At 71.1% G+C, this 20,719-nt stretch carries 19 protein-coding genes; 14 read left to right on the top strand and 5 right to left on the bottom strand.

Features of this window, described 5'->3' with window-relative positions; all coding sequences use genetic code 11:
* Positions 1-568: 568 nt before the first annotated feature.
* Genes ACIA6A_RS26275 through ACIA6A_RS26260 form a run of 4 tightly spaced genes read left to right on the top strand, consistent with a single transcriptional unit; the run spans position 569 to position 5,124 of the window.
* A complete protein-coding gene (locus ACIA6A_RS26275; protein ID WP_396100760.1) occupies positions 569-3,703 on the top strand; it encodes a nitrate- and nitrite sensing domain-containing protein in 3,135 nt (1,044 codons plus the stop codon).
* On the top strand, positions 3,700-4,110 hold the full coding sequence (locus tag ACIA6A_RS26270; RefSeq protein ID WP_203836371.1) for a roadblock/LC7 domain-containing protein: 411 nt from the start codon (positions 3,700-3,702) through the stop codon (positions 4,108-4,110). Before ACIA6A_RS26275 ends, ACIA6A_RS26270 begins: the two co-directional genes overlap by 4 nt.
* A gap of 50 nt (positions 4,111-4,160) precedes the next feature.
* Positions 4,161-4,523 carry a DUF742 domain-containing protein gene (locus ACIA6A_RS26265; RefSeq protein ID WP_199515803.1) on the top strand — a complete coding sequence of 121 codons (363 nt, stop codon included), beginning with the start codon at positions 4,161-4,163 and terminating at the stop codon, positions 4,521-4,523.
* Complete coding sequence (locus ACIA6A_RS26260; protein WP_396100511.1) at positions 4,504-5,124, top strand: GTP-binding protein; 621 nt, start codon at positions 4,504-4,506, stop codon at positions 5,122-5,124. The genes ACIA6A_RS26265 and ACIA6A_RS26260 overlap by 20 nt, the downstream gene beginning before the upstream one ends.
* Before the next feature lie 60 nt (positions 5,125-5,184).
* Here the strand turns inward: ACIA6A_RS26260 and ACIA6A_RS26255 are convergent, their stop codons facing one another.
* Positions 5,185-6,297, bottom strand: a complete 1,113-nt coding sequence (locus tag ACIA6A_RS26255; RefSeq protein ID WP_396100510.1) for a uroporphyrinogen-III synthase — start codon at positions 6,295-6,297, stop codon at positions 5,185-5,187.
* Positions 6,298-6,937: 640 nt separating this feature from the next.
* Between ACIA6A_RS26255 and rplM the strand changes: the two genes are divergently transcribed.
* The 3 genes from rplM to glmM all read left to right on the top strand — a co-directional run bounded on the left by rplM (position 6,938) and on the right by glmM (position 9,455).
* Positions 6,938-7,381 carry a 50S ribosomal protein L13 gene (gene rplM / locus ACIA6A_RS26250; protein WP_396100509.1) on the top strand — a complete coding sequence of 148 codons (444 nt, stop codon included), beginning with the start codon at positions 6,938-6,940 and terminating at the stop codon, positions 7,379-7,381.
* A 20-nt stretch (positions 7,382-7,401) separates the two neighbouring features.
* The gene (gene rpsI / locus ACIA6A_RS26245; RefSeq protein ID WP_396100508.1) at positions 7,402-7,959 is read left to right on the top strand and encodes a 30S ribosomal protein S9; all 558 of its coding nucleotides are present in this window, start codon (positions 7,402-7,404) and stop codon (positions 7,957-7,959) included.
* Between the two features lie 143 nt (positions 7,960-8,102).
* A complete protein-coding gene (glmM, locus tag ACIA6A_RS26240; protein ID WP_396100506.1) occupies positions 8,103-9,455 on the top strand; it encodes a phosphoglucosamine mutase in 1,353 nt (450 codons plus the stop codon).
* An 84-nt stretch (positions 9,456-9,539) separates the two neighbouring features.
* Here the strand turns inward: glmM and ACIA6A_RS26235 are convergent, their stop codons facing one another.
* Both ACIA6A_RS26235 and ACIA6A_RS26230 read right to left on the bottom strand, forming a co-directional pair.
* The gene (locus ACIA6A_RS26235) at positions 9,540-10,715 is read right to left on the bottom strand and encodes a pyridoxal phosphate-dependent aminotransferase (protein ID WP_396100759.1); all 1,176 of its coding nucleotides are present in this window, start codon (positions 10,713-10,715) and stop codon (positions 9,540-9,542) included.
* Positions 10,716-10,759: 44 nt separating this feature from the next.
* Positions 10,760-11,584: an MmpS family transport accessory protein gene (locus tag ACIA6A_RS26230; RefSeq protein WP_396100505.1), complete on the bottom strand. Its 825-nt coding sequence runs from the start codon at positions 11,582-11,584 to the stop codon at positions 10,760-10,762.
* A gap of 199 nt (positions 11,585-11,783) precedes the next feature.
* Between ACIA6A_RS26230 and glmS the strand changes: the two genes are divergently transcribed.
* A complete protein-coding gene (gene glmS / locus ACIA6A_RS26225; RefSeq protein ID WP_396100504.1) occupies positions 11,784-13,670 on the top strand; it encodes a glutamine--fructose-6-phosphate transaminase (isomerizing) in 1,887 nt (628 codons plus the stop codon).
* Here glmS and ACIA6A_RS26220 read toward each other — a convergent pair.
* Positions 13,657-15,003, bottom strand: coding sequence for an alpha/beta hydrolase (locus tag ACIA6A_RS26220; protein WP_396100503.1), 1,347 nt, complete (start codon positions 15,001-15,003; stop codon positions 13,657-13,659). The two genes, glmS and ACIA6A_RS26220, sit on opposite strands and share 14 nt — an antisense overlap.
* A complete protein-coding gene (locus ACIA6A_RS26215) occupies positions 15,000-15,278 on the bottom strand; it encodes a hypothetical protein (protein ID WP_396100502.1) in 279 nt (92 codons plus the stop codon). The genes ACIA6A_RS26220 and ACIA6A_RS26215 overlap by 4 nt, the downstream gene beginning before the upstream one ends.
* Before the next feature lie 137 nt (positions 15,279-15,415).
* On the opposite strand from ACIA6A_RS26215, the gene ACIA6A_RS26210 reads away from it, so the two are divergent.
* The 6 genes from ACIA6A_RS26210 to ung are packed head-to-tail and all read left to right on the top strand — an operon-like array spanning position 15,416 to position 20,670.
* The gene (locus ACIA6A_RS26210; protein WP_396100501.1) at positions 15,416-15,784 is read left to right on the top strand and encodes a holo-ACP synthase; all 369 of its coding nucleotides are present in this window, start codon (positions 15,416-15,418) and stop codon (positions 15,782-15,784) included.
* Between the two features lie 25 nt (positions 15,785-15,809).
* Complete coding sequence (locus ACIA6A_RS26205) at positions 15,810-17,258, top strand: NAD(P)H-hydrate dehydratase (RefSeq protein WP_396100500.1); 1,449 nt, start codon at positions 15,810-15,812, stop codon at positions 17,256-17,258.
* Positions 17,259-17,295: 37 nt separating this feature from the next.
* Complete coding sequence (gene alr, locus ACIA6A_RS26200) at positions 17,296-18,426, top strand: alanine racemase (RefSeq protein ID WP_396100499.1); 1,131 nt, start codon at positions 17,296-17,298, stop codon at positions 18,424-18,426.
* Complete coding sequence (locus ACIA6A_RS26195; RefSeq protein WP_396100498.1) at positions 18,423-19,505, top strand: alpha/beta fold hydrolase; 1,083 nt, start codon at positions 18,423-18,425, stop codon at positions 19,503-19,505. Before alr ends, ACIA6A_RS26195 begins: the two co-directional genes overlap by 4 nt.
* Positions 19,502-19,993, top strand: a complete 492-nt coding sequence (gene tsaE / locus ACIA6A_RS26190) for a tRNA (adenosine(37)-N6)-threonylcarbamoyltransferase complex ATPase subunit type 1 TsaE (protein ID WP_396100497.1) — start codon at positions 19,502-19,504, stop codon at positions 19,991-19,993. Before ACIA6A_RS26195 ends, tsaE begins: the two co-directional genes overlap by 4 nt.
* Complete coding sequence (gene ung, locus ACIA6A_RS26185; RefSeq protein WP_396100496.1) at positions 19,990-20,670, top strand: uracil-DNA glycosylase; 681 nt, start codon at positions 19,990-19,992, stop codon at positions 20,668-20,670. The genes tsaE and ung overlap by 4 nt, the downstream gene beginning before the upstream one ends.
* Positions 20,671-20,719: the final 49 nt, after the last annotated feature.

The raw sequence follows: 20,719 nt of genomic DNA, 5'->3' as shown, positions 1-20,719 counted from the left end.
GACGCGATGTGTCCCGCGGAACGCAACGTTGTCCGGAATGGACCGTGCGAACACGGACAGTCCGTCCGTCCGATCGCGCCAAACCTTGCCAACGTGAGGGTCCCTGGTCAAGCCGCGATAGGTGTGCTTCGCGGGATGATCATCTCACATAGTGGTTGGAATCTTGATGGAAACCTGTAACTGCCCCAACACGGAACGTGTCTGGTGTTACATCAGTGCACGTCAACGCCCACCGACTGTCGATTGTCGACATGTTCGGGCCATTGTCTCCGGTTCGTGAACCCCTCCTAAGGGCCTTCTCGGACTTCCCAAAGGGTTCCCGACTCTGATGAAATCGCGGCCGTGTCGCGTGCGGCACATGCCTTGCCGCGAAGGGTCGGCTGAGCCCGGTGATTCATTTCCGGGCGGGCGACGAGATGCGGGGAATGATCAGCGAGGAGATGTCGTGAGCACCGGATCTTCGACCCAGGCTTCGACGCATCCTGCCGGCTCCGCCGTCAGTCCTGCCGCAGGCAGCGACGACGGGGCACGGGACGATGGCACGGACGGGCGGGAGCGCCGGAGCCGTATGCCGAGGCTCCAGGACGCCCGTATCCGTTCGAAACTGGCTCTAATTCTTTTCGTGCCGCTGCTTGCGGTTCTGGCACTGGCTACGGTGCGTCTTCTCGACGTCGGTAGTCAGGCCATCGATGCCAGCCGGGTCGAGGATCTCACCCGGCTTTCGACCGATGTCTCCGAACTGACCCAGACTTTTCACAAGGAGCGGATGGCCGCGGCCGAGTATCTCGGGAACCCCGCCGCCAAGGTCGACCAGTACAAGATCGCTATCGGCGACAGCGACGACCGGATCCAGCGGTACACCGCCGACCGCCGTGAGCTGGACAGCCCGCCGGCCTCGGTGGCGGGCCCGCTCGGCCGCATCGACGACCACCTGCGCCTCATGGATTCCACCCGCAAGCAGATCGAGAAGCGGGAAGGGATCGCCGTCTCCGAGGCGGTGCTGCGCTACGGCGTCGTCATGACCGACCTCATCGGTTACGGCGAGACCCTCGGCCAGTACGCCGGTGAGGGCCGGGTCGCCAACAGCCTCCGCGCGGTCTCCGCGTTCGCCCGGGCCAAGGCCGGCACCGCCGAGCAGGAAGCCGTCGCCTACGCCGCCCTGCTGTCCGGCAGCGCCATCAGCAAGGAACAGCTCTCCGTCTTCACCGCGACACAGACCAGCCAGCAGGAAGCGCTCGAGAGCTTCTCCCTCGTGGCCTCCCCCGACCAGCAGAGCCTGGTCGACCGTACGGTCACCGGCGACGCGGTCAACCTCGCGGACCAGACCTCCAGCCTGCTCAACCGCGGTGAGAGCGTCCAGCCGAAAGAGATCACCGACTCGCTCGGCTCGGTCGTCGACCTCATGCGCTGGGCCGAGCAGCAGCTCGAGTCGCAGGCCCTGCAGCAGTCCATCGACGAGAGTGCCACGGTCAGCCGGCAGGCCGCCGTCGAAGCCGGTCTGGTGCTGCTCACCCTGGTCCTGGCCGTCGCCCTGGCGATCATGCTGGCCCGCTCGCTCAACACGTCGCTGCGCCGGCTGCGGGAGGGTGCCCTCGCGGTGGCCAACCGCGACCTGCCCGACGCCGTCGCCCGGCTCCGCGACGTGCGCAACCTCGGCGACGGCGGTGCCGACGACATCGTCCGCCAGGTCCGCGACCCGATCCGGCTCACCAACCGGGACGAGATCGGGCAGGTCGCCCAGGCGTTCAACGTCGTGCACCGTGAGGCGGTCCGGATCGCGGCCGAGCAGGCCGCACTGCGGACCAGCGTCTCGGCGATGTTCCTCAACCTGGCCCGCCGCTCGCAGAGCCTGGTCGACCGGATGATCGGCGAACTCGACCAGATCGAGCGCGGCGAGGAGGACCCGAAGCGGCTCGCCCAGCTCTTCGAACTGGACCACCTGGCCACCCGGATGCGCCGCAACGACGAGAACCTGCTGGTGCTGGCCGGTGCCGACTCCAGCGCGCCGCGTCGCGAGGACGCCCTCGTGGTCGACGCCCTGCGCGCCGCCCAGTCGGAGGTCGAGCTCTACAACCGCATCGAGTTCGGCACGGTCGACACCGACATCTCGATCACCGCCATCGCCGTCAACGACGTCGTACGGCTCGTCGCCGAACTGCTCGACAACGCGACCCGGTTCTCGCCGCCCAACACGGTGGTGGTGGCCGACGGCCGCCGCATCCGTGACTACGTGGTGATCCAGGTGGAGGACCGCGGCCTCGGGATGTCCGAGGAACAGATGGACAGCCTGAACCGCAGGCTCGCCGAGACGCCCGACGTCGACGTGGCGGCGTTCCGGCTCATGGGCCTGGCCGTGGTCAGCCGGCTCGCCAACCGGTACGGCATCCGCGTCGAGCTGCGCGCCAACATCGAGGGTGGCACGGTCGCCCAGGTGATCCTGCCGAACAGCATCGTCGAGCTGCCCAGCAACCGGCCGCTGGACCCGCCGGGACGCGGTGCCCGCCAGCTCGACCCGGCCCCGACCGGCTGGAACGACCCGATGACCATCGGCCGCTCCACCTCGGCGACCGCCACCCTCCCGGCCATCGCACCCGAACCCTGGCAGCAGCGCCCGGAGGACACGTTCGCCCGGGCCGGTTCCAGCGGCATCTCCGCACCGCAGCCGCCCGCGCCCGCGGCCCACCCGCTGCTCCCGGCACAGCCCTCGCAGACCGGCGCGACCGGGGAAGGCTTCCCGACCCCGAACCGCCCGATGCTGCCGAAGCGGGGGGCCGAGGACCGGGCACTCCCGACCCGGGTCGCCCCGCCGGCCGAACCGGCTCCGGCTCCGGCGCCCACCCCGACGTACGACGCGGCGACCAGTTCGCCCACGATGGCGTACCCGACGATGCAGCAACGGGCCGCGACGGACCTCTCGGCCACCCAGCGGATCCCGGCCCCGACGGCGTACACCGCCCCGGAACCCGCCGCCGCCCCGAACGGGAACGGCTGGGGTGCCGCGCTCGCGGCCATGCCGCCGGCCCCGCCGCTCGCGTCCGTGCAGACCGAGGAACGTACCGAGGCCGCGCCGATCTTCCTGCAGATGCAGCAGAGCTGGTTCAAGGGTCAGGAAGAAGACGCCGCCAACGAGGAGTGGAGCATGCCGACAGCGGGCTACGCCCCACCGCCGAACCAGCCGAACGGCACCGTCGCCGCCCCGGCTGCTCCCCAGGCCGTACCGGCCGCATCCCCCAATTCCGCCCCGGCCGCGGCGGTCTCCGCCCCGGCTCCGGCGGCTCAGGTCTCTCCCGCGGCACCGACGTCCCCAGCGCCGGCCGCGACAGGTCCCGGAATCGCGGGGCAGAATGGAGCGCGACCGGCGCAAGCCGGTCCGGACAGCGGTGCGACCCAGGCCCTCCCGCGGCAGCGCAGGTCTGCCGAGGATGCCTGGCGCACCGCCGCCGATGAAGGATGGCAGCGGGCGATGGCGGCGGCGGAACCCACCGTCAACGACACCACCCGCTCCGGGCTGCCCAAGCGGACACCCCAGGCCCAGCTAGTGCCGGGTGGGGTGCAGAACACTCCGCTCGACCAGACACGGCGCAGCCCGGACCAGGTACGCGGGCTCCTCTCCGCGTATCACCGAGGCGTGCAACGAGGGCGTACGGCTGGCAGTGAGGAAGCTGCCGCGGGCGCCCCCTCTCCGAAGGAGAACGGACAGTGACCAGGCCCCCCACCATGCAGGACATGGGCTGGCTGCTCAGCAACTTCGCCGACAGCGTGGCAGGTATCGCCCACGTGGTCGCGGTTTCCGCAGACGGGCTGCTGCTGGCCTCTTCGCGGGATCTGCCGGCGGATCGTGCCGACCAGCTCGCCGCGATCACCTCCGGCGTGGTCAGCCTGACCGACGGCGCGTCGCGCATGTTCAACGCCGGCGCGGTGCAGCAGACGATCATCGAGATGGACAGCGGGTACCTCTTCCTGATGTCCATCAGCGACGGATCGTCCATGGCCGTTCTGGCCGCGCGCAGCTGCGACGTCGGTCAGGTCGGCTACGAGATGGCGTTGCTGGTCGAGCGCGTCGGTGCGGCACTTGTGCCGGCCCCGCGCGAGGCCGTCGCCAATCACTGAAATGAGTCCCCAAGCGCGTCCGACGACAGCCGGAAGGAGGTGACCGCACGATGGGCCAGCCGCATGACCCCCGTGGCAACCTAGTCCGTCCGTATGCGGTCACCCGGGGCCGGACCGAGCCGCGCCGGGACATACCGATCGAAGCGGTCCTGGTCGCGAGCCAGGCCGCTGTCCAGGAGGCCCGGTTCGCCGGGCATGACAAGTACCGCATCGCCGTGCTGTGCGAGCCGCGGGCTCAGTCGTTGGCCGAGATCGCGGCCTACAGCCGGCTCCCGCTGGGAGTCGCCCGGGTACTCGTCGCCGACATGGTCGCCGACGGGATGTTGTCGCTGCACAGCGCCGCTCCCAAGGAAGGGTTCACGGAGCGGATGGATCTGCTGGAAAGGGTGTTGAGTGGACTTCGCAAGCTCTAAGCGGGCGGGGGCGCAACCCAAGGAGATCACCTCCGCGAAGATCGTTGTCGCTGGTGGCTTCGGCGTCGGTAAGACGACGCTCGTCGGCGCGGTCTCCGAGATCGAGCCCCTGACCACCGAGGCCGTGATGACCTCGGCCGGTCAGGGGATCGATGACGCGTCCAAGGTGCCGGGCAAAGAGACAACCACGGTGGCGATGGACTTCGGCCGTATCACCATGGCCGACGACCTGATCCTTTACCTGTTCGGAACACCGGGCCAGACCCGCTTCTGGTTCATGTGGGACGAGCTCATCAGAGGTGCGGTGGGTGCCGCTGTCCTGGTGGACACCCGGCGCATCTCGGACGCCTTCGCCCCGCTCGACTATTTCGAGAACCGCCACCTGCCGTATCTGGTGGCGCTCAACCATTTCGACGGTGCTCCCCGGTACGAACCGGAGGAGGTCCGTGAGGCCCTGGCCATCTCACCGCACGTGCCGCTGATCCTGTGCGACGCGCGCAACCGGGACTCGGTCAAGGCGGTGCTGGTGGGTGTCGTGGAACACGCGATGCGCACCCTTGTCGCCGAGCAGGGCAGAGGCTTCCCGACCCCGGTCGGCTGAACCCGGCGCCGGCCTTCCCGGTCGGCGCCGGTCGTTTTCCCTCGCGGGCCTGCCACACCGTCAGGTGGGCAGGCGGTATCCGCGCTTGACCACGGTCTGCACGACTCCGGGCGTGCCGAGGCCGGCCCGGAGACGGGCGACGGCCATCTCCACCGCATGCTCGTCGGCGCCACGAGGCAGCGCCCGCAGCAGCGCCGCGCGTGACAGCACCCGCCCCGGCATGGTCGCCAGCGCCCGCAGGACCGCCATCGGCGCGGGGGCCAGCGGTTTGAGATCACCGTCGACGATCGCCGCGTGGCCGCGCAGGGTCAGCGAATGCCCCGAGACCTCCAGGCTGAGTGCCCGCCGGGGGAGTTCGTCGACGATCGTCCGGACCAGTGCGCTCAACCGGGCGCGGGCCGGCGCCACCACCGGGATGTCGTGCTTGCGCAACGGCGCCGCGGTCACCGGGCCCACGCAGGCGACCAGGACGTCCGTACGCAGGGCTTCCAGCAGTGGATCGATGGTGGTCCCGGCCGCGCGCAGCAGGGCGCCGACGGCGGGTGCGGACGTGAACGTCACGGCATCGACCAGGCGGCCGGTGATCAGATCCACCAACCGGTGCAGCGGCGCCGGGTCGACGGGCGGGGCCCAGCGGTACACCGGCACCTCGATCACCCGGGCACCGACGGCCCGCAGCGCCTCGGTGTATTCCGGCTGACTCTCGCCGTGCAGCTGCATCGCCACCGTCAGGCCGGCGAGGCCGCGGCCGGCCAGATGGTCGACGACCTCTTCGTAGCTCTCGCCCTCGGGAGACCAGTGGTCCCGCAGACCCGCGGAGCGGATCGCGGCGCGTGCTTTCGGTCCGCGAGCGACGAGGTACGCCCGGGAGAGCACCGCGCGCAGTGCCTCGGCCAGGCCCCAGCCCTCGGCGGCCTCGAGCCAGCCGCGCATGCCGATGCCGGTGTTGACCAGGACGACGTCCGGGGGAGTCTCGAGGCAGGCCCGGGTCGCGGCCCGCAGCTCGGCGTCGTCGGCGATGGGCACGATGCGCAGCGCCGGAGCCAGCACCACCCGGGCACCCCTGCTCTCCAGCAGACCCGCCAGCTCGTCGCGGCGCCGGTCGGAGGTCACCCCGATGGTGTACCCGGACAACGACGCCGCCGGCTCCGCGAGCGCGGCCGCCGTGATCATCTTCTGCGTTGCCTGTTGAAAAGCCGCGGCATGGCCGACCGGTCCACCGAAGGGCACGCTCGGAGCCCGCCGTCCTCAGCGTCGACCCGCTCCCATGTCACGCCTGCGTTCTCCGCCGTACCTCCGGGCGGCACACACCGCGGCTTCCCTCCGCCGGAACGGTCACCCGTCCCGGTGGGCACCGCCAGGTCCGTCCTCAACCCTGGCGGTGGCTCGGGGGCGAGGGTGCGTCCGTGCGCGGGTCCGGGCCGGAGCCCGGGCCGCGTCATCGGGGTGAAAGCACCACTCGCCATGACGGAAGACTGCCGTTGTGGAATTTCGGCCTCGGGTCCCGTATGTTTCGAGCCTGCTAAGAGGCATTCATCCCCGCTGGTACCACCGGTGGGTGGAATCACTGCCCCCGCTGACGGCGTGCCGTGCGTCACGCCCTATCCTGGACCGATAAGTTAGGCGGTCCGTCGCCGTGACGGGCCACTGGTTCGTTCTGATTACGGCCCGTTTTGACCGCGCGCCGCACTGGCGGGTATTGTTGCCTGCTGTTGTGCGACAGCTGCGAGCGTCCGCTTCAGGTACGCTTGATGTTCGTGCTCGCTACGGACCAGCGCGCGCCCCCAGACCGACGACGAGACAAGGTAATTCTGTGCGTACGTACAGCCCGAAGCCGGGTGAGATCGAGCGTCAGTGGCACATTATCGACGCTTCTGACGTCGTTCTGGGCCGCCTGGCCACCCACGCTGCCACGCTGTTGCGTGGAAAGCACAAGCCGACGTTCGCCCCGCACGTCGACACCGGCGACTTCGTGGTGATCATCAACGCTGGCAAGGTCGCTCTGACCGGCAACAAGCGCCAGACCAAGGTCGCCTACCGCCACTCGGGCTACCCGGGCGGTCTCAAGCAGGTCGGCTACGAAGAGCTGCTGACGAAGCGCCCCGAGCACGCGGTCGAGCTGGCCGTCAAGGGCATGCTCCCGCACAACAAGCTGGCCCGCCAGGTCATCAAGAAGCTCAAGGTGTACCCGGGCGCCGAGCACCCGCACGCCGCGCAGCAGCCGGTGCCGTTCGAAATCAAGCAGATCGCGCAGTGAGCGCGGGCGAAGGAAACAGCATGTCCGACAACGTCGAGCCCGAGGTCGTCGAGACCGTCGAGCAGCCCGCCGCTGAGACTCCGGTCGCTGAAGAATCGGTCGAGGAGACCCCGGCCGCCGAGGCCCCGGTCGAAGAGACCGTCGTGGTCGTCGAGGCGCCCGCGCCCACCGTCCGCGTCGCCCGCCCGGGTGACCGCCCGATCCAGACCGTCGGCCGCCGCAAGGAGGCCATCGTCCGGGTGCGCCTCGTGCCCGGCACCGGCAAGATCACCTGTAACGGTCGCGACCTCGAGGCCTACTTCCCGAGCAAGGTGCACCAGCAGCTCATCCGTGAGCCGTTCGTGACCTCGGAGAAGACCGAGCAGTTCGACGTGATCGCGAACCTCCGTGGTGGCGGCATCACCGGCCAGGCCGGCGCGCTGCGCCTCGGCATCGCCCGTGCGCTCATCACCAACGAGCCCGACGACCGTCCGGCGCTCAAGAAGGCCGGCTTCCTCACCCGTGACTCGCGGGTCAAGGAAAGCAAGAAGTACGGCCTCAAGAAGGCCCGTAAGGCTCCGCAGTACTCGAAGCGCTGATCGCAGCGCTCGACTTGCACCACGTCTGAACGGGACGGCCGGGTGCGCCCCCTCGCTTGGGGCGCGCCCGGCCGTTTCGCATTTCCCTCCCCGAACGACACTCCGGTCCGGCCGCGGTTCGGATCGGCGAAAGGAACGGCGCCATGGGGCGACTCTTCGGCACGGACGGCGTACGTGGACTTGCCAACGGTGAGCTCCTCACACCGGAATTGGCGCTCGCGGTCGCGGTGGCGGCCGCCCGGGTCCTCATCGAGAGCGACCGGAGCCACCAGCCACTGGCGATCGTGGGCCGCGACCCACGAGCCAGCGGCGAGATGCTGGAAGCCGCCGTCGTGGCCGGCCTGACCAGCGCCGGCGCCAACGTCGTCCGGGTCGGGGTGCTGCCCACCCCGGCCGTCGCCTACCTGGTCGGCCAGGCACAGGCCGACCTCGGCGTGATGCTCTCCGCCTCGCACAATCCGATGCCGGACAACGGCATCAAACTGTTCGCCCCCGGCGGCCTGAAACTGCCGGACGAGCTGGAACAGAAGATCGAAGCCGCGGTCGCCGACGGGCACGGCCTGGTCGGCCGCCCCACCGGCGCCGGCGTGGGCCGGGTCCACGACCTGCTCGACGGTGCCGAGCACTACATCAAGCACCTCATCGCGGCCACGCCGCACCCGCTGGCCGGGGTCAAGGTCGTGGTCGACTGCGCGAACGGCGCGGCCAGCGAGGTCGGCCCCACCGCGTACCAGGAGGCGGGCGCCGAGGTCGTCTCGATGCACGCCGAGCCGGACGGCCTCAACATCAACGACAACTGCGGCTCGACCCACATGGAGTCGCTCATCGAGGCGGTCCTGCGCGAAGGCGCCGACCTGGGCCTCGCCCACGACGGTGACGCGGACCGCTGCCTCGCCGTCACCGCCACCGGAGAGGTCGTCGACGGCGACCAGATCATGGCGATCCTGGCGCTCGCCATGCGGGACGCGGGCACTCTTACGGATGACACGCTGGTGGCCACGGTCATGAGCAACCTGGGCCTGCGCCTGGCCATGAAGCAGGCCGGTGTCCGCCTGATCGAGACCAAGGTCGGCGACCGTTACGTCCTCGAAGAGCTCACCGCGGGCAACCTCGCCCTCGGCGGCGAGCAGAGCGGCCACATCGTCATGCCCGCGTTCGCCACGACCGGCGACGGGGTCCTGACCGGCCTGCACCTGATGGCGACGATCGCTTCCACCGGCAAGTCCCTGGCCGACCTCGCGTCGGTCGTGCACAAACTGCCGCAGGTCCTGATCAACGTCGCGGTCAAGGACCGCGAGGCCGGAGCCAACGCCCCCACCGTGCAGGCCGCGGTGGCCCTGGCCGACGCCGAACTCGGCGAGACCGGCCGGGTCCTGCTCCGCCCGTCCGGCACCGAGCCCCTCGTCCGGGTGATGGTCGAGGCCGCCACCGAGGACCAGGCGCGTACGGTCGCGGAGCGCGTCGCAGCCGAGGTCCGGGCGGCCAGCCCCGCCTGACCCACCCTTCACACCGAAGCCGGCCCGCCGTGCGCGACGGGCCGGCTTCGCTGTGTTCAGGCCAGGGTGTTCAGCCCAGGGTGCTCAGGCCAGGGTGCGCAGGCGGCGAGCGGCCTCGTCGATCACGTCCTCGCGTTTGCAGAAGGCGAAGCGGATCAGGTGCCGGCCGTGTTCCTGCCGGTCGTAGAAGACCTGGGTGGGCACCGCGACCACGCCGCAACGCTCCGGGAGGCCGCGGCAGAAGTCAGCACCGTCGGTCCCGCCCAGCGGCCTGATGTCGGCTGTCACGAAGTAGGTGCCCTCGGACGGCAGCACCCCGAACCCCGCGTCGGTCAGGCCCGCGACCAGCCGGTCCCGCCGCGCCTCGAGCCCGTCCCGGAAACCGGTGAAGTAGGTGTCCGGCAACCCCAGGGCCACGGCGACCGCGGGCTGCAGTGGCCCGGCGTTGACGAACGTCAGGAACTGCTTCACGCGCAGTGCGGTGGAGACCAGTGCGGCCGGCCCGGTGGCCCAGCCGACCTTCCATCCGGTGCACGAGAAGCTCTTGCCCGCCGAGGAGATCCGCAGCGTGCGCTCCCGCATGCCGGGCAGGGTGGCGAGCGGCACGTGCGGCGTGGACGCGTCGGTGAAGACGAGATGCTCGTAGACCTCGTCCGTCACCGCGTACACATCGTGGTCCTGGCAGAGCTGGGCGACCAGGGTCAGTTCCTCGGTCGTGAAGACCTTGCCGGTGGGGTTGTGCGGGGAGTTGAGCAGCACCATCCGGGTCCGGGGCCCGAACGCCGCCCGCAGCTCGCCGGCATCGAAGGCGTACCTGCCGTCCGGCCCCGGCCGCAGCGTGACGGGTCTCCTGACCGCGCCGGCCAGCGCGATGGAGGCCGCGTACGAGTCGTAGTAGGGCTCGAAGCAGACCACCTCGTCCCCGGCCTCACACAGCCCGAGGATCGCGGCGGCGACGGCCTCGGTCGCGCCGGCGGTGACGACGACCTCGGTGTCCGGGTCCCGCGACAGCCCCCAGAACCGCTGCTCGTGAGCGGCGACCGCCTGACGCAACGCCGGGATGCCGGGCAGCGGCGGGTACTGGTTGGCGCCGGAGGTCAGCGCCGCGGCGGCCGCGGCGAGCATCTCCGGCGGGCCGTCGGTGTCCGGGAACCCCTGGCCGAGGTTGACCGCTCCGGTCCGTGCGGCCAGCGCGGACATCTCGGTGAAGATGGTGGTGCCGAACGGGCGCATACGGCTGACGAGCGGGTCGGCCGAGATTGACGACGTCACATCGATCAGCCTAGGCCCTGGGGCGGCCCGGCTCAGTAGACGAGCTTGGTGCAGCCGGCGGTGACGATGCCGCCCGTGGCCGTCTTCTGGGCCACTTCCTCGCCGTCGACCGTGGCTGTGCAGCTGATGGTGCCCGTGGTGACGTTGCCGCGGACGGCGATCACCGAGACGAGGCCCGCGCCACGGATCTTCACCGTGGTGCTCCACGGCAGCTCCTGGTTCCGGAGCTGTTTCGGGGCCTGGTCCAGCTGGTCGATGTACAGGATCTGGGCCGGGCCGTCGCCGGTGACCTCGTACTCGACGGTGATCTCGGGACCCTCGCCGGGCAGGTTCGGCAGCAGGGTCGGGAAGTCGGTGGGCAGCTCGGTCGGCTCGTCCGGGACCTGGATGTCCGGGACCTCCGGCACGTCCGGCAGCGAGTTGATCGTTTCCTTGGCCTTGTCGGTGGCCTTGTTCACGGCCAGCACGATCGCGGTCACCCCACCCGCGCACAGCAGCAGCGTGATCGCGACGAGCACCAGGATCAGGGGCGCCTTGTTGCGCTTCGGCGGCGGACCGGGTGGCGGGCCGTACCCCGGCTGGGCATAACCCGGCTGGGCGTAACCGGGTTGGCCATAACCCGGGCCGTAGTTCGGCGGCGGGGCGTAGCCCTGCTGTCCGTAGGGCGGGGTCGCCGGGAACTGTTCGGTGCGCGGGTAGCCGTCCGGCGGGCCGCTCGGGGGCAGTGCCGCATGCCCCGGCTTGAACTGGGGCTGCTGGAACGGGGGCGGCTGGAACGGGGGCGGGCCGGAGAGCGCGTGCGGTTCTTCGGGCGGGGGCGGACCGGTGGGGTCCGAAGGCGGCGGTGGGTAGCTCAATTGTCTCTCCTGGCAGGGCTTGTGCCCGACGGTACGCCCCCGCTGCCAGTCGCGGATCACCCGGACGTGTCGCGATCGCCGCTGACCTGCACCGGCGTCGGCGCAGCAGCCGCCCAACGGTCCTTTCGATCAAGAGTCGTGCTCGAAAGTGTGGTTCTCGAGCATCCCTCGTGAGCGAAAGTCCGCTACGCTGCCCCACATGTGTGGGATCGTGGGTTACGTGGGTGGGCGCCCGGCGCTGCCGATCGTGTTGGACGGACTCCGGCGCCTGGAGTACCGCGGCTATGACTCCGCCGGTATCGCGGTGGTGGACGACAACGTCATCCTGACCGAGAAGAAGGCCGGCAAGCTGGCAAACCTCGAAAAGGCTCTGGCTGAGCGGAGCAGCGACGGGATCTCGACCGGCTCGACCGCCATCGGGCACACCCGCTGGGCCACCCACGGTGGGCCGACGGACCGCAACGCGCACCCGCACCTGTCGGCCGACGGCCGGGTCGCCGTGATCCACAACGGCATCATCGAGAACTTCGGGCGGCTGCGGGCCGAGCTGGAGGCGTCCGGCGTCGAGTTCGTCAGCGACACCGACACCGAGTGCGCCGCGCACCTGCTCGCCGCCCAGATGCGGGCCCTGCGCGAGGCCGGCACCGACCTCACCGGTCCGCACCTGCTGGCCGAGGGGATGCGCCGCACGGTGAACCGCCTGGAGGGCGCGTTCACGCTGCTGGCGATCGATGTCGAGGTCCCCGACGCGGTGGTCGCCGCCCGTCGCAACTCGCCGCTGGTGGTGGGCCGCGGTCAGGGGGAGAACTTCCTGGCCAGCGACGTCGCCGCCTTCATCGAGCACACCCGCGAGGCGATCGAGCTGGGCCAGGACCAGGTCGTGCTCATCACCCCGGCCGGCATCGAGATCACCGACTTCAACGGTGAAGCCGCCACGGGCAAGGAATTCCATATCGACTGGGACGCCTCGGCCGCGGAAAAGGGCGGTTACGACTACTTCATGCTGAAGGAGATCGCCGAGCAGCCGCAGGCCATCGCGGACACGCTGCTCGGCCGGCTCTCCGAGCGCGGCGAGATCGTCCTCGACGAGGTGCGCCTCACCGACCAGGACCTGCGCGACGTCGACAAGATCTTCATCATCGCCTGCGGCACCGCGTACCACTCCGGCATGGTGGCGAAGTACGCCATCGAGCACTGGACCCGGATCCCGTGCGAGGTCGAGTTCGCCAGCGAGTTCCGATACCGCGACCCGGTGCTGGACCGCTCGACGCTGGTCATCGCGATCAGCCAGTCGGGTGAGACCATGGACACGCTCATGGCGCTGCGGCACGCCAAGGAGCAGAAGGCCCGTGTGCTGGCCATCTGCAACACCAACGGCTCCACGATCCCCCGCGAGTCCGACGCGGTTCTGTACACCCACGGTGGGCCGGAGATCGCCGTCGCATCGACGAAGGCGTTCCTGACCCAGCTGGTCGCCTGTTACCTGATCGGTCTGCACCTCGCGCAGGTCCGCGGCGTGATGTACGCCGACGAGGTCGCGGCGGTCGTCTCCCGTCTGCGGCGCACCCCGGACAACCTGCGTGAGCTGCTGACCCAGATGGAATCCGTCCGCGAGCTGGCCCGGGACCTGAAGACCGCGTCGACCGTGCTCTTCATCGGGCGCCACGTCGGGTTCCCGGTGGCCCTGGAAGGCGCGCTCAAGCTCAAGGAACTCGCCTACATGCACGCCGAGGGCTTCGCGGCCGGCGAGCTCAAGCACGGCCCGATCGCGCTGATCGACAAGGGCACCCCGGTGGTCTGCGTGGTCCCGTCGCCGGCCGGCCGGGGGGTCCTGCGGGACAAGGTCGTCTCGAACATTCAGGAGGTGCGCGCCCGCGGGGCCCGCACGATCGTCATCGCCGAGGAAGGCGACGACGAGGTGATCGCATACGCCGACCACCTGATCCCGGTGCCGCGCACGCCCACGTTGCTGGCGCCGCTCATGACCACGGTGCCGCTGCAGATCCTCGCCTGCGAGATCGCCGCCGCCCGGGGTCACGACGTCGACCAGCCCCGCAACCTGGCCAAATCCGTCACTGTGGAATGACATCGCCCCGCCCCAGGGTGATCCGGGTGAGGGCGTCCAGCGCCGGGCGCCCCTCATCCCAGTAACCGAGGTGCCCGGCGCCCGGCTGCACCGCGAGCGTGCGGGCGCCGAACGCCGGGTCGGCCGGGTTGGTGCCGAAATACAGGTCCTTCTCGGGAGTCAGGAACGCGATCGCCGCACCGATCGGGCCGGTGCGGCTCAGCGCGAGATCCTCGGCGAAACTGCCCGGGGAGACCGCCGCCCATTGGATGACGTCGGTCAGGGACGTGGCGGCCCAGACCTCGTCGCGCGGCACGGCCAGCTCCGCCGCGGAATCCACCCCGACCCCCGGGGAGCCGACGAAGACCACGCTGTCGGCGGCCAGACCAGGGCGCGCCGCGGCCTCGCCGACCACCAGCGATCCGTAGCTGTGCCCGAGCACGGTCTGCCGGGCGGGTCCGCCCTGGTGGGTGGCGCGAAGCCCGTCCTGGAAGCGCCGTAGCCCGTCGGCCCCGGAGATCGCCTGCGCCGGGCTCGCCGCCTGCACGATGCCGTCCGGCGCGTCGTAGCCGAGCCACATGATCGTGCTCGTGGCGCTCTGCGGTGCCATCTCGGCCGCCCGCACGGCGACCCGCTCCGCGCGGGCGAGCTCGCCATCGAACGACGCGAGGTCCGCGGTCATGCCCGGCACGTGGGTGAGGACGGCCCCGGCCCGATCCGGGTCGCCGAGTGCGACCACCGCACGGCCGTCGCCCGCCGGGTCGACACCCATGAGGTATGCCCGGGGCCCGTCCCCCGCCGCGAGCCGCGCGGCCAGTTGCCCCTCTTCGTCGAGCAACAGACGATTGGCCCGGTCCCTTGCGGCGGCGGGGATGCCGTCGAGCGAGCCGAGCCGGCCCGGATGGGTGGCCAGGGCCTGATCCCGCTGAGCCGGGCCGAGCCGCTCCCACCAGCGGCGGACCTCGGTCGCCGAGGCGGTGCAGGACGGTTGATCGACCGCCGGTGGTGTCGCCGTGCTGACGAAGAGGTCGTCGAGCAACCCAGCGGTAGTGGCATCCACCGTCTGCGCGGCCATCGGATCATCGGCGTGCTTCGCGCGGGTCAGCGCCGCCGCGAACTCGCTCAGCGCCTGGTCGGCCGCCCAGCAGCCGAGCCGGAACAGGGTCAGCCGGAGCACGATCCGGCCCAGGGCGGCGGTCGCCGCCTCGGCGCACCGGCCCACCCAGATGTCGCGCAGCGCCGCCGAGCACTCCTTGATCTCGGCCACCCAGCGGCCGGCGATCGCGGCCCAGCCGCGCCAGGCCAGCGCGAGCTCCCGCCAGTGGGCGGGATCGGTCTGCTGCAGCAGCGTCATCGCTCGCCCCGCATCCGGGTCGCGACCCCAGCGTCCACGTCCTCGTAGTCGCCGGCCGCGGCCTCGGCGGCCCGGCCGATCGCCTGCAGATCGCCGAGCAGAAGGGTGAGCGCCCGGCGTGCGGCCTGCGCCGCGGCGGCACCGGCGGAGGTCGAGGACCAGCGCGGGCCGGCCGCCGGCGGCAGCGGATCAGGGTCCATCCGGTCACTTCTTCTTCGCAGCGTTGCGGCCCAGGCGCGCAGAGCCTCGGTGTCCACCTCGAGATCGGATCTCATCGGCCACCTCCTTGTCACGGGGAGTCGGGCCGATGACGTTAGGAGGTCCGGGGCCCGGCCGGGACCGGCCTGTGGATAACCCTCGTATGCCGCCGGAGCCGGGCTGTGGATAACTCGGTCCCGATAGGGTTGGCCGTGTGATCGTGTCTGTCGGGATCGATGTGGTGCTGGTGGAACGGTTCGGCCGGGCGCTGGAAAGAACGCCTCTGCTCGCCGACCGGCTCTTCACCGACTCGGAACGGACGACGTCGTCCGGCAACCCCCGCGCGCCGGAATCCCTGGCCGCCCGGTTCGCGGCCAAGGAGGCCGTGGCGAAGGCGCTGGGTGCTCCGGCGGGGCTGCGCTGGCACGACTGCGAGATCGTCTCGGATCCGGACGGCCGGCCGTGGCTGACCGTCTCCGGCACGGTCGCGGCCGCCGCGGCCGCGCGGGGGGTCAACCGCTGGCACCTGTCGTTGTCCCACGACGGCGGTATTGCCTCGGCGATGGTGGTCGCCGAGACCTGAGACACAACGGCGAGGGGAGCAGCGGATGCGACAGGCATGGCGGGTGGTGGACGTACGCTCCGCCGAGAAGGCACTGATGGCGACCGTTCCGGACGGCACCCTGATGCAGCGTGCCGCGGCAGGTCTGGCCCGCCGGTGCGCGCTGCTGCTCCAGGAGAGCGGCGGTGTCTACGGCGCGACGGTCGTGCTGCTGGTCGGCAGTGGTGACAACGGTGGCGACGCGCTCTACGCCGGGGCGCGGCTCGCGTCCCGGGGTGCGGCGGTGCTCGCGATCCTGCTCCAGCCCGACCGGGTGCACGCCGAAGGGCTGCGGGCGTTGCGGCGGGCCGGTGGTCGCACGGCCGGCGATCTGCCACCGAGGGCCGACCTCGTCGTGGACGGCATCGTGGGCATCGGCGCCACCGGAGGGCTACGTGCCCCGGCGGCCGCGTTGGTGAACAGGCTCGCCGGTCTTCGCGGGCGGGACGGGGCCCGGGCTCCGGTGGTGGCCGTCGACGTGCCCAGTGGCGTGACTGTCGACACCGGCGACGTGCCCGGGGACGCGGTGCGTGCAGATGTCACGGTGACGTTCGGGTGCCTCAAGCCCGCCCATGTGGTGGGTGCGGCCGCGGCTCTGGCGGGCCACGTCGAGCTGATCGATATCGGGCTCGGTGCGACATTGCGGGCTGATCCGGCCGTACGCGTGGCTGATGTGTCCGACATCTCGTCCTGGTGGCCACGGCCCTCCGCGTCGTCGGACAAATACAACCGCGGGGTGGTCGGGGTGGCTACCGGTTCCGCGCGGTATCCGGGCGCGGCGGTGCTGTCCGTCACCGGTGCGCAGGCGGGTCCCACCGGCATGGTCCGGTATTCGGGCTCAGCGGCCCGGGAGGTGCTGGCGGGACACCCGTCGGTGGTCGCCACGGAACGGGTCTCGGAGTCCGGCCGGGTCCAGGCCTGGGTGTGCGGGTCCGGGCTGGGGACCGGCGAGGATGCCCGCGCCGAGCTGCGCGGTGTCCTGGCGACGTCGCTCCCGGTCCTGCTCGACGCCGACGCGCTGACCCTGCTCGCCGACGGTCAGCACGCCGATGAGCTGCGTCGGGACGCGCCGTTGGTGCTCACACCGCACGACGGGGAGTTCGCCCGGCTGACCGGGGCGGCGCCCGGTGCCGATCGGTTGGGTGCGGCACTGGGACTGGCGGCCGAGCTCGACGCGGTGGTGCTGCTCAAGGGCGACCGCACCATCGTGGCGACACCGGCCGGCGAGGCGTGGGTCAATCCGACCGGGAGCGCCGAGCTGGCGACCGCGGGTTCAGGTGACGTGCTCGCGGGGCTGCTGGGGTCGTTGCTGGCCGCCGGGCTCCCCGCGGACCGGGCGGCGGTCTCGGCCGCGTACGTCCACGGGCTGGCCGGGCGCCGGGCCGGGCAGGACGGCCCGGCGACGTCCGCCGATGTGGCCGAGGCGCTGCGCCCGGTGCTGGCGGACCTGCTGTGACCCCGTTTCTGTCGCACCCCTCAGTAGGCTGATGAACATGTGGCAGGCCGAAGTTCGCGTCGATCTGGACGCCATCCGGGACAACGTGGCGACCCTGTGCGCGGGCACGAGCGCCGAGGTCATGGCCGTCGTCAAGGCGGACGGGTATGGGCACGGCATGGTGCCCGCCGCCCGGGCCGCGCTGGCCGGCGGCGCTACGTGGCTGGGGGTCGCGACCCTCGACGAGGCGCTCGCATTGCGGGGGGCGGGGATCACCGCACCCGTGCTGGCGTGGCTGCACGCCCCCGGGGTGCCGCTGCGGGGTGGCGTCGAGGCGGGGGTCGACCTCAACGCGGGCACGCTGCTCCAACTCGGCGACGTGGTGGCCGGGGCACGTCTCGCCGGCCGGGCTGCCCGCGTACACCTGAAGATCGACACCGGTCTGGCGCGCGGTGGGGCGACGCCGGCGGAATGGCCGGCGCTGGTGGAGGCTGCGGCCAAGGCACAGGCCGACGGTGACCTGGAGGTCGTCGGGGTCTGGAGCCACTTCGTCCGCTCGGACGAGCCGGAGCACGAGATGAACGACCAGCAGCTCGCGGCGTTCGCTGACGCCCTGGCCGTCGCGGCGCGTTACGGCATCGAGCCGCGCTACCGCCACATCGCGAATTCCGCGGCCACCCTGACCCGGCCGGACGCCCACTACGACCTGGTCCGTCCCGGGCTGGCGATCTACGGGCTGTCGCCGCTGGCCGGCCCGCAGCCCGCGGGTCTGCGCCCGGCGATGACCGCGCGCGCCCGGGTCACGCTGACCAAACGCGTGCCGCGGGGGCAGGGCGTCTCGTACGGGCACGCGTACCACACCGCGCGCGAGACGACGCTGGCGTTGGTGCCGCTCGGCTACGGCGACGGGGTGCCGCGGCATGCCTCCAACGTGGGCCCGGTGCTGCTCGGCGGTGCGGTGCGCACGATCGCCGGCCGGGTGTGCATGGACCAGATCGTGCTGGACTGCGGTGACGACCCGGTCCAGGCCGGGGAGGTGGCGACGTTGTTCGGGCCGGGCACCGGGGGCGAACCGACCGCGACGGACTGGGCCGACGCGATCGGCACCATCAACTACGAGATCGTGACCCGGTTCGGGGGCTCACGCGTCCCGCGGGTCTATGACGGAGCCGAGGGGGTGCTGTCGTGAGCCCCGTCTGGTCGATCCCGAGCAAGCGGGCCAAACAGGTCGGCATCGCCGGTGCCGTGGTCGGGGTCGCCGCGGCCGGGCTCGCCACCGCGTTCGCCGTCGAGCGGGTGCTGGTGCGCAGGTCGGTCAACGTGCCGAACGACCCGCACGCCGACGAGGCCTTCGAGGACCAGACGTTCGACGAGGAGCTGACCGTCACCGCCGCGGACGGCACCGACCTGCACGTCGAGATCGTGGAGGCGAAGCAGCCCGGCGACAAGCCGACGATCGTGTTCGTGCACGGATTCGCCCTGGACATGGGCACCTTCTACTTCCAGCGACAGGCGCTGACCGAGCGCGGCGACCATCGGCTCGTCTTCTACGACCAGCCGGGGCACGGGCGGTCGAGCCGGCTGCGGTCCGGTGAGTACGACATCGCGGCGCTGGGCAAGTCGCTCGCCGCGGTGCTCGACGCCACCGTTCCCGACGGGCACATCATTCTCGTCGGGCACTCCATGGGCGGCATGACGATCATGGCGTTCGCGGAGCAGTATCCGGAGTGGTTCGGTGAGCGGGTGACCGGTGTGGTGCTCATGTCCACATCGGCCGGTCTGATCGACAAGAGCACACTCGGCCTGCCCACACTGGTGGCGCGGGCCAGCGCGCCGTTCTTCCCGCTGTGGGGCGTCTCGGCGCGGCTCGGGGGCACCGCCATCGACCGGGCCCGGGTGGTGTCGTCCGACCTCGCGTGGTTGCTGACCCGCAGGTACGGTTTCGGCGACCCACGGCCCAGCCCGTCGTTGGTCACGTTCGTGGAGCACATGAATTCCAAGACGTCGGTCGAGACGCTGACCAAATACCTGCACACGCTCTACACCCACAACCGCTTCCCGGCGTTGTCGGCGCTGTCGGGTGTCCCGGTGCTGGTCCTGGTCGGCACGAAGGACTACCTGACGCCGGTGACCCATTCCGAGGAGATCCTCCGGCACCTGCCGGAGGCCGAGTTGGTGAAGATCGACAACAGCGGCCACGTGGTCATGCTGGAGAAGGCGGACGAGGTGAACGCGGCTCTGCTCCCGTTCCTGGACAAGATCTCATGACGGTCACCGGGATCCGGCTGGCGACCGTGGAGGACACCCACGCCTTCGGGCGGCGGCTGGCCGGGTTGCTGCGCGGGGGCGACCTCCTGCTGCTCACCGGGCCGCTCGGGGCCGGCAAGACCGCGCTGGTCCAGGGCATCGGGGCGGGCCTGGGCGTATTCGGGGCCGTCACCTCGCCGACGTTCGTGATCGCCCGGGTGCATCGACCCGACCCCTCGCTCGGTGGTTCGCTGCCGATGGTGCACGCGGACGCGTACCGGCTGGGGGACGCCGCGGACCCCCGGGCCGAGATCGACGATCTTGATCTGGACGCCTCGGCCGAGGACGCGGTCACGGTGGTCGAGTGGGGCGCCGGGCTGGTCGAGCAGTTGAACGACGAATACCTCGCCGTGCGCATCGAGCGCCTCGACGACGACACCCGCGTCATCGATCTCGTCCCGCACGGCGGCGACTGGGCCGACAGACTGCACAAAACGGAGATGATGTGAACCTGCCCGAGCTGCTCCCGCCCACCTGGCGCGCGGAGTTGACGCCGTTCCTCGACGCCGCGGCCACCGAGAAGCTGAGTGCGTTCGTGACCGAGCAGTATGCGACGCAGACGGTGTACCCGCCGGTCGAGGACCTGTTCGCGGCCTACCGGTGGTGCGAGCCGGAGCAGACCCGGGTGTTGCTGCTCGGCCAGGATCCGTACCACGGGCCGGGGCAGGCGCACGGGCTCAGCTTCAGCGTCCGCGAGGGCGTGCGGGTGCCGCCCTCGTTGCGCAACGTCTACAAGGAACTGGCCGAGGACGTCGGGGTCGCGCCGTCGCGCAGCGGTGATCTCACCGGGTGGGCCAAGCAGGGCATCCTGCTGCTCAACTCCGTGCTGACGGTGAAAGCCGGTGCGGCCGCGTCGCACAAGAACAAGGGCTGGGAGGTCTTCACCGACGCCACGATCCGGGCCCTCAACGCACGAGACGAGCGCATAGTGTTCCTGCTGTGGGGGGCTTATGCCCGCAAGAAGGCCGAGCTGGTCACCAACCCGGCGCACACGGTCATCGAGTCGGGGCATCCGAGCCCGATGAACGGCGGCCGGGACTTCTTCGGCGCCCGGATGTTCAGCGCGGCCAACAAGGCGCTCGCGGACGCCGGCCGTGAGCCGATCAACTGGGACCCGCGCGCCTGACGGAGCGCCTGGCAGCAGAGGCGGGGTGGGGCGGCGCTAGGGTTTGTGG

It is taken from the genome of Actinoplanes sp. NPDC051494, from assembly GCF_044454705.1.
Classification (GTDB): Bacteria; Actinomycetota; Actinomycetes; order Mycobacteriales; family Micromonosporaceae; genus Actinoplanes.
The sequence above is the reverse complement of the archived record's forward strand: the minus strand, read 5'-3'. Positions and strand labels throughout refer to the sequence as shown.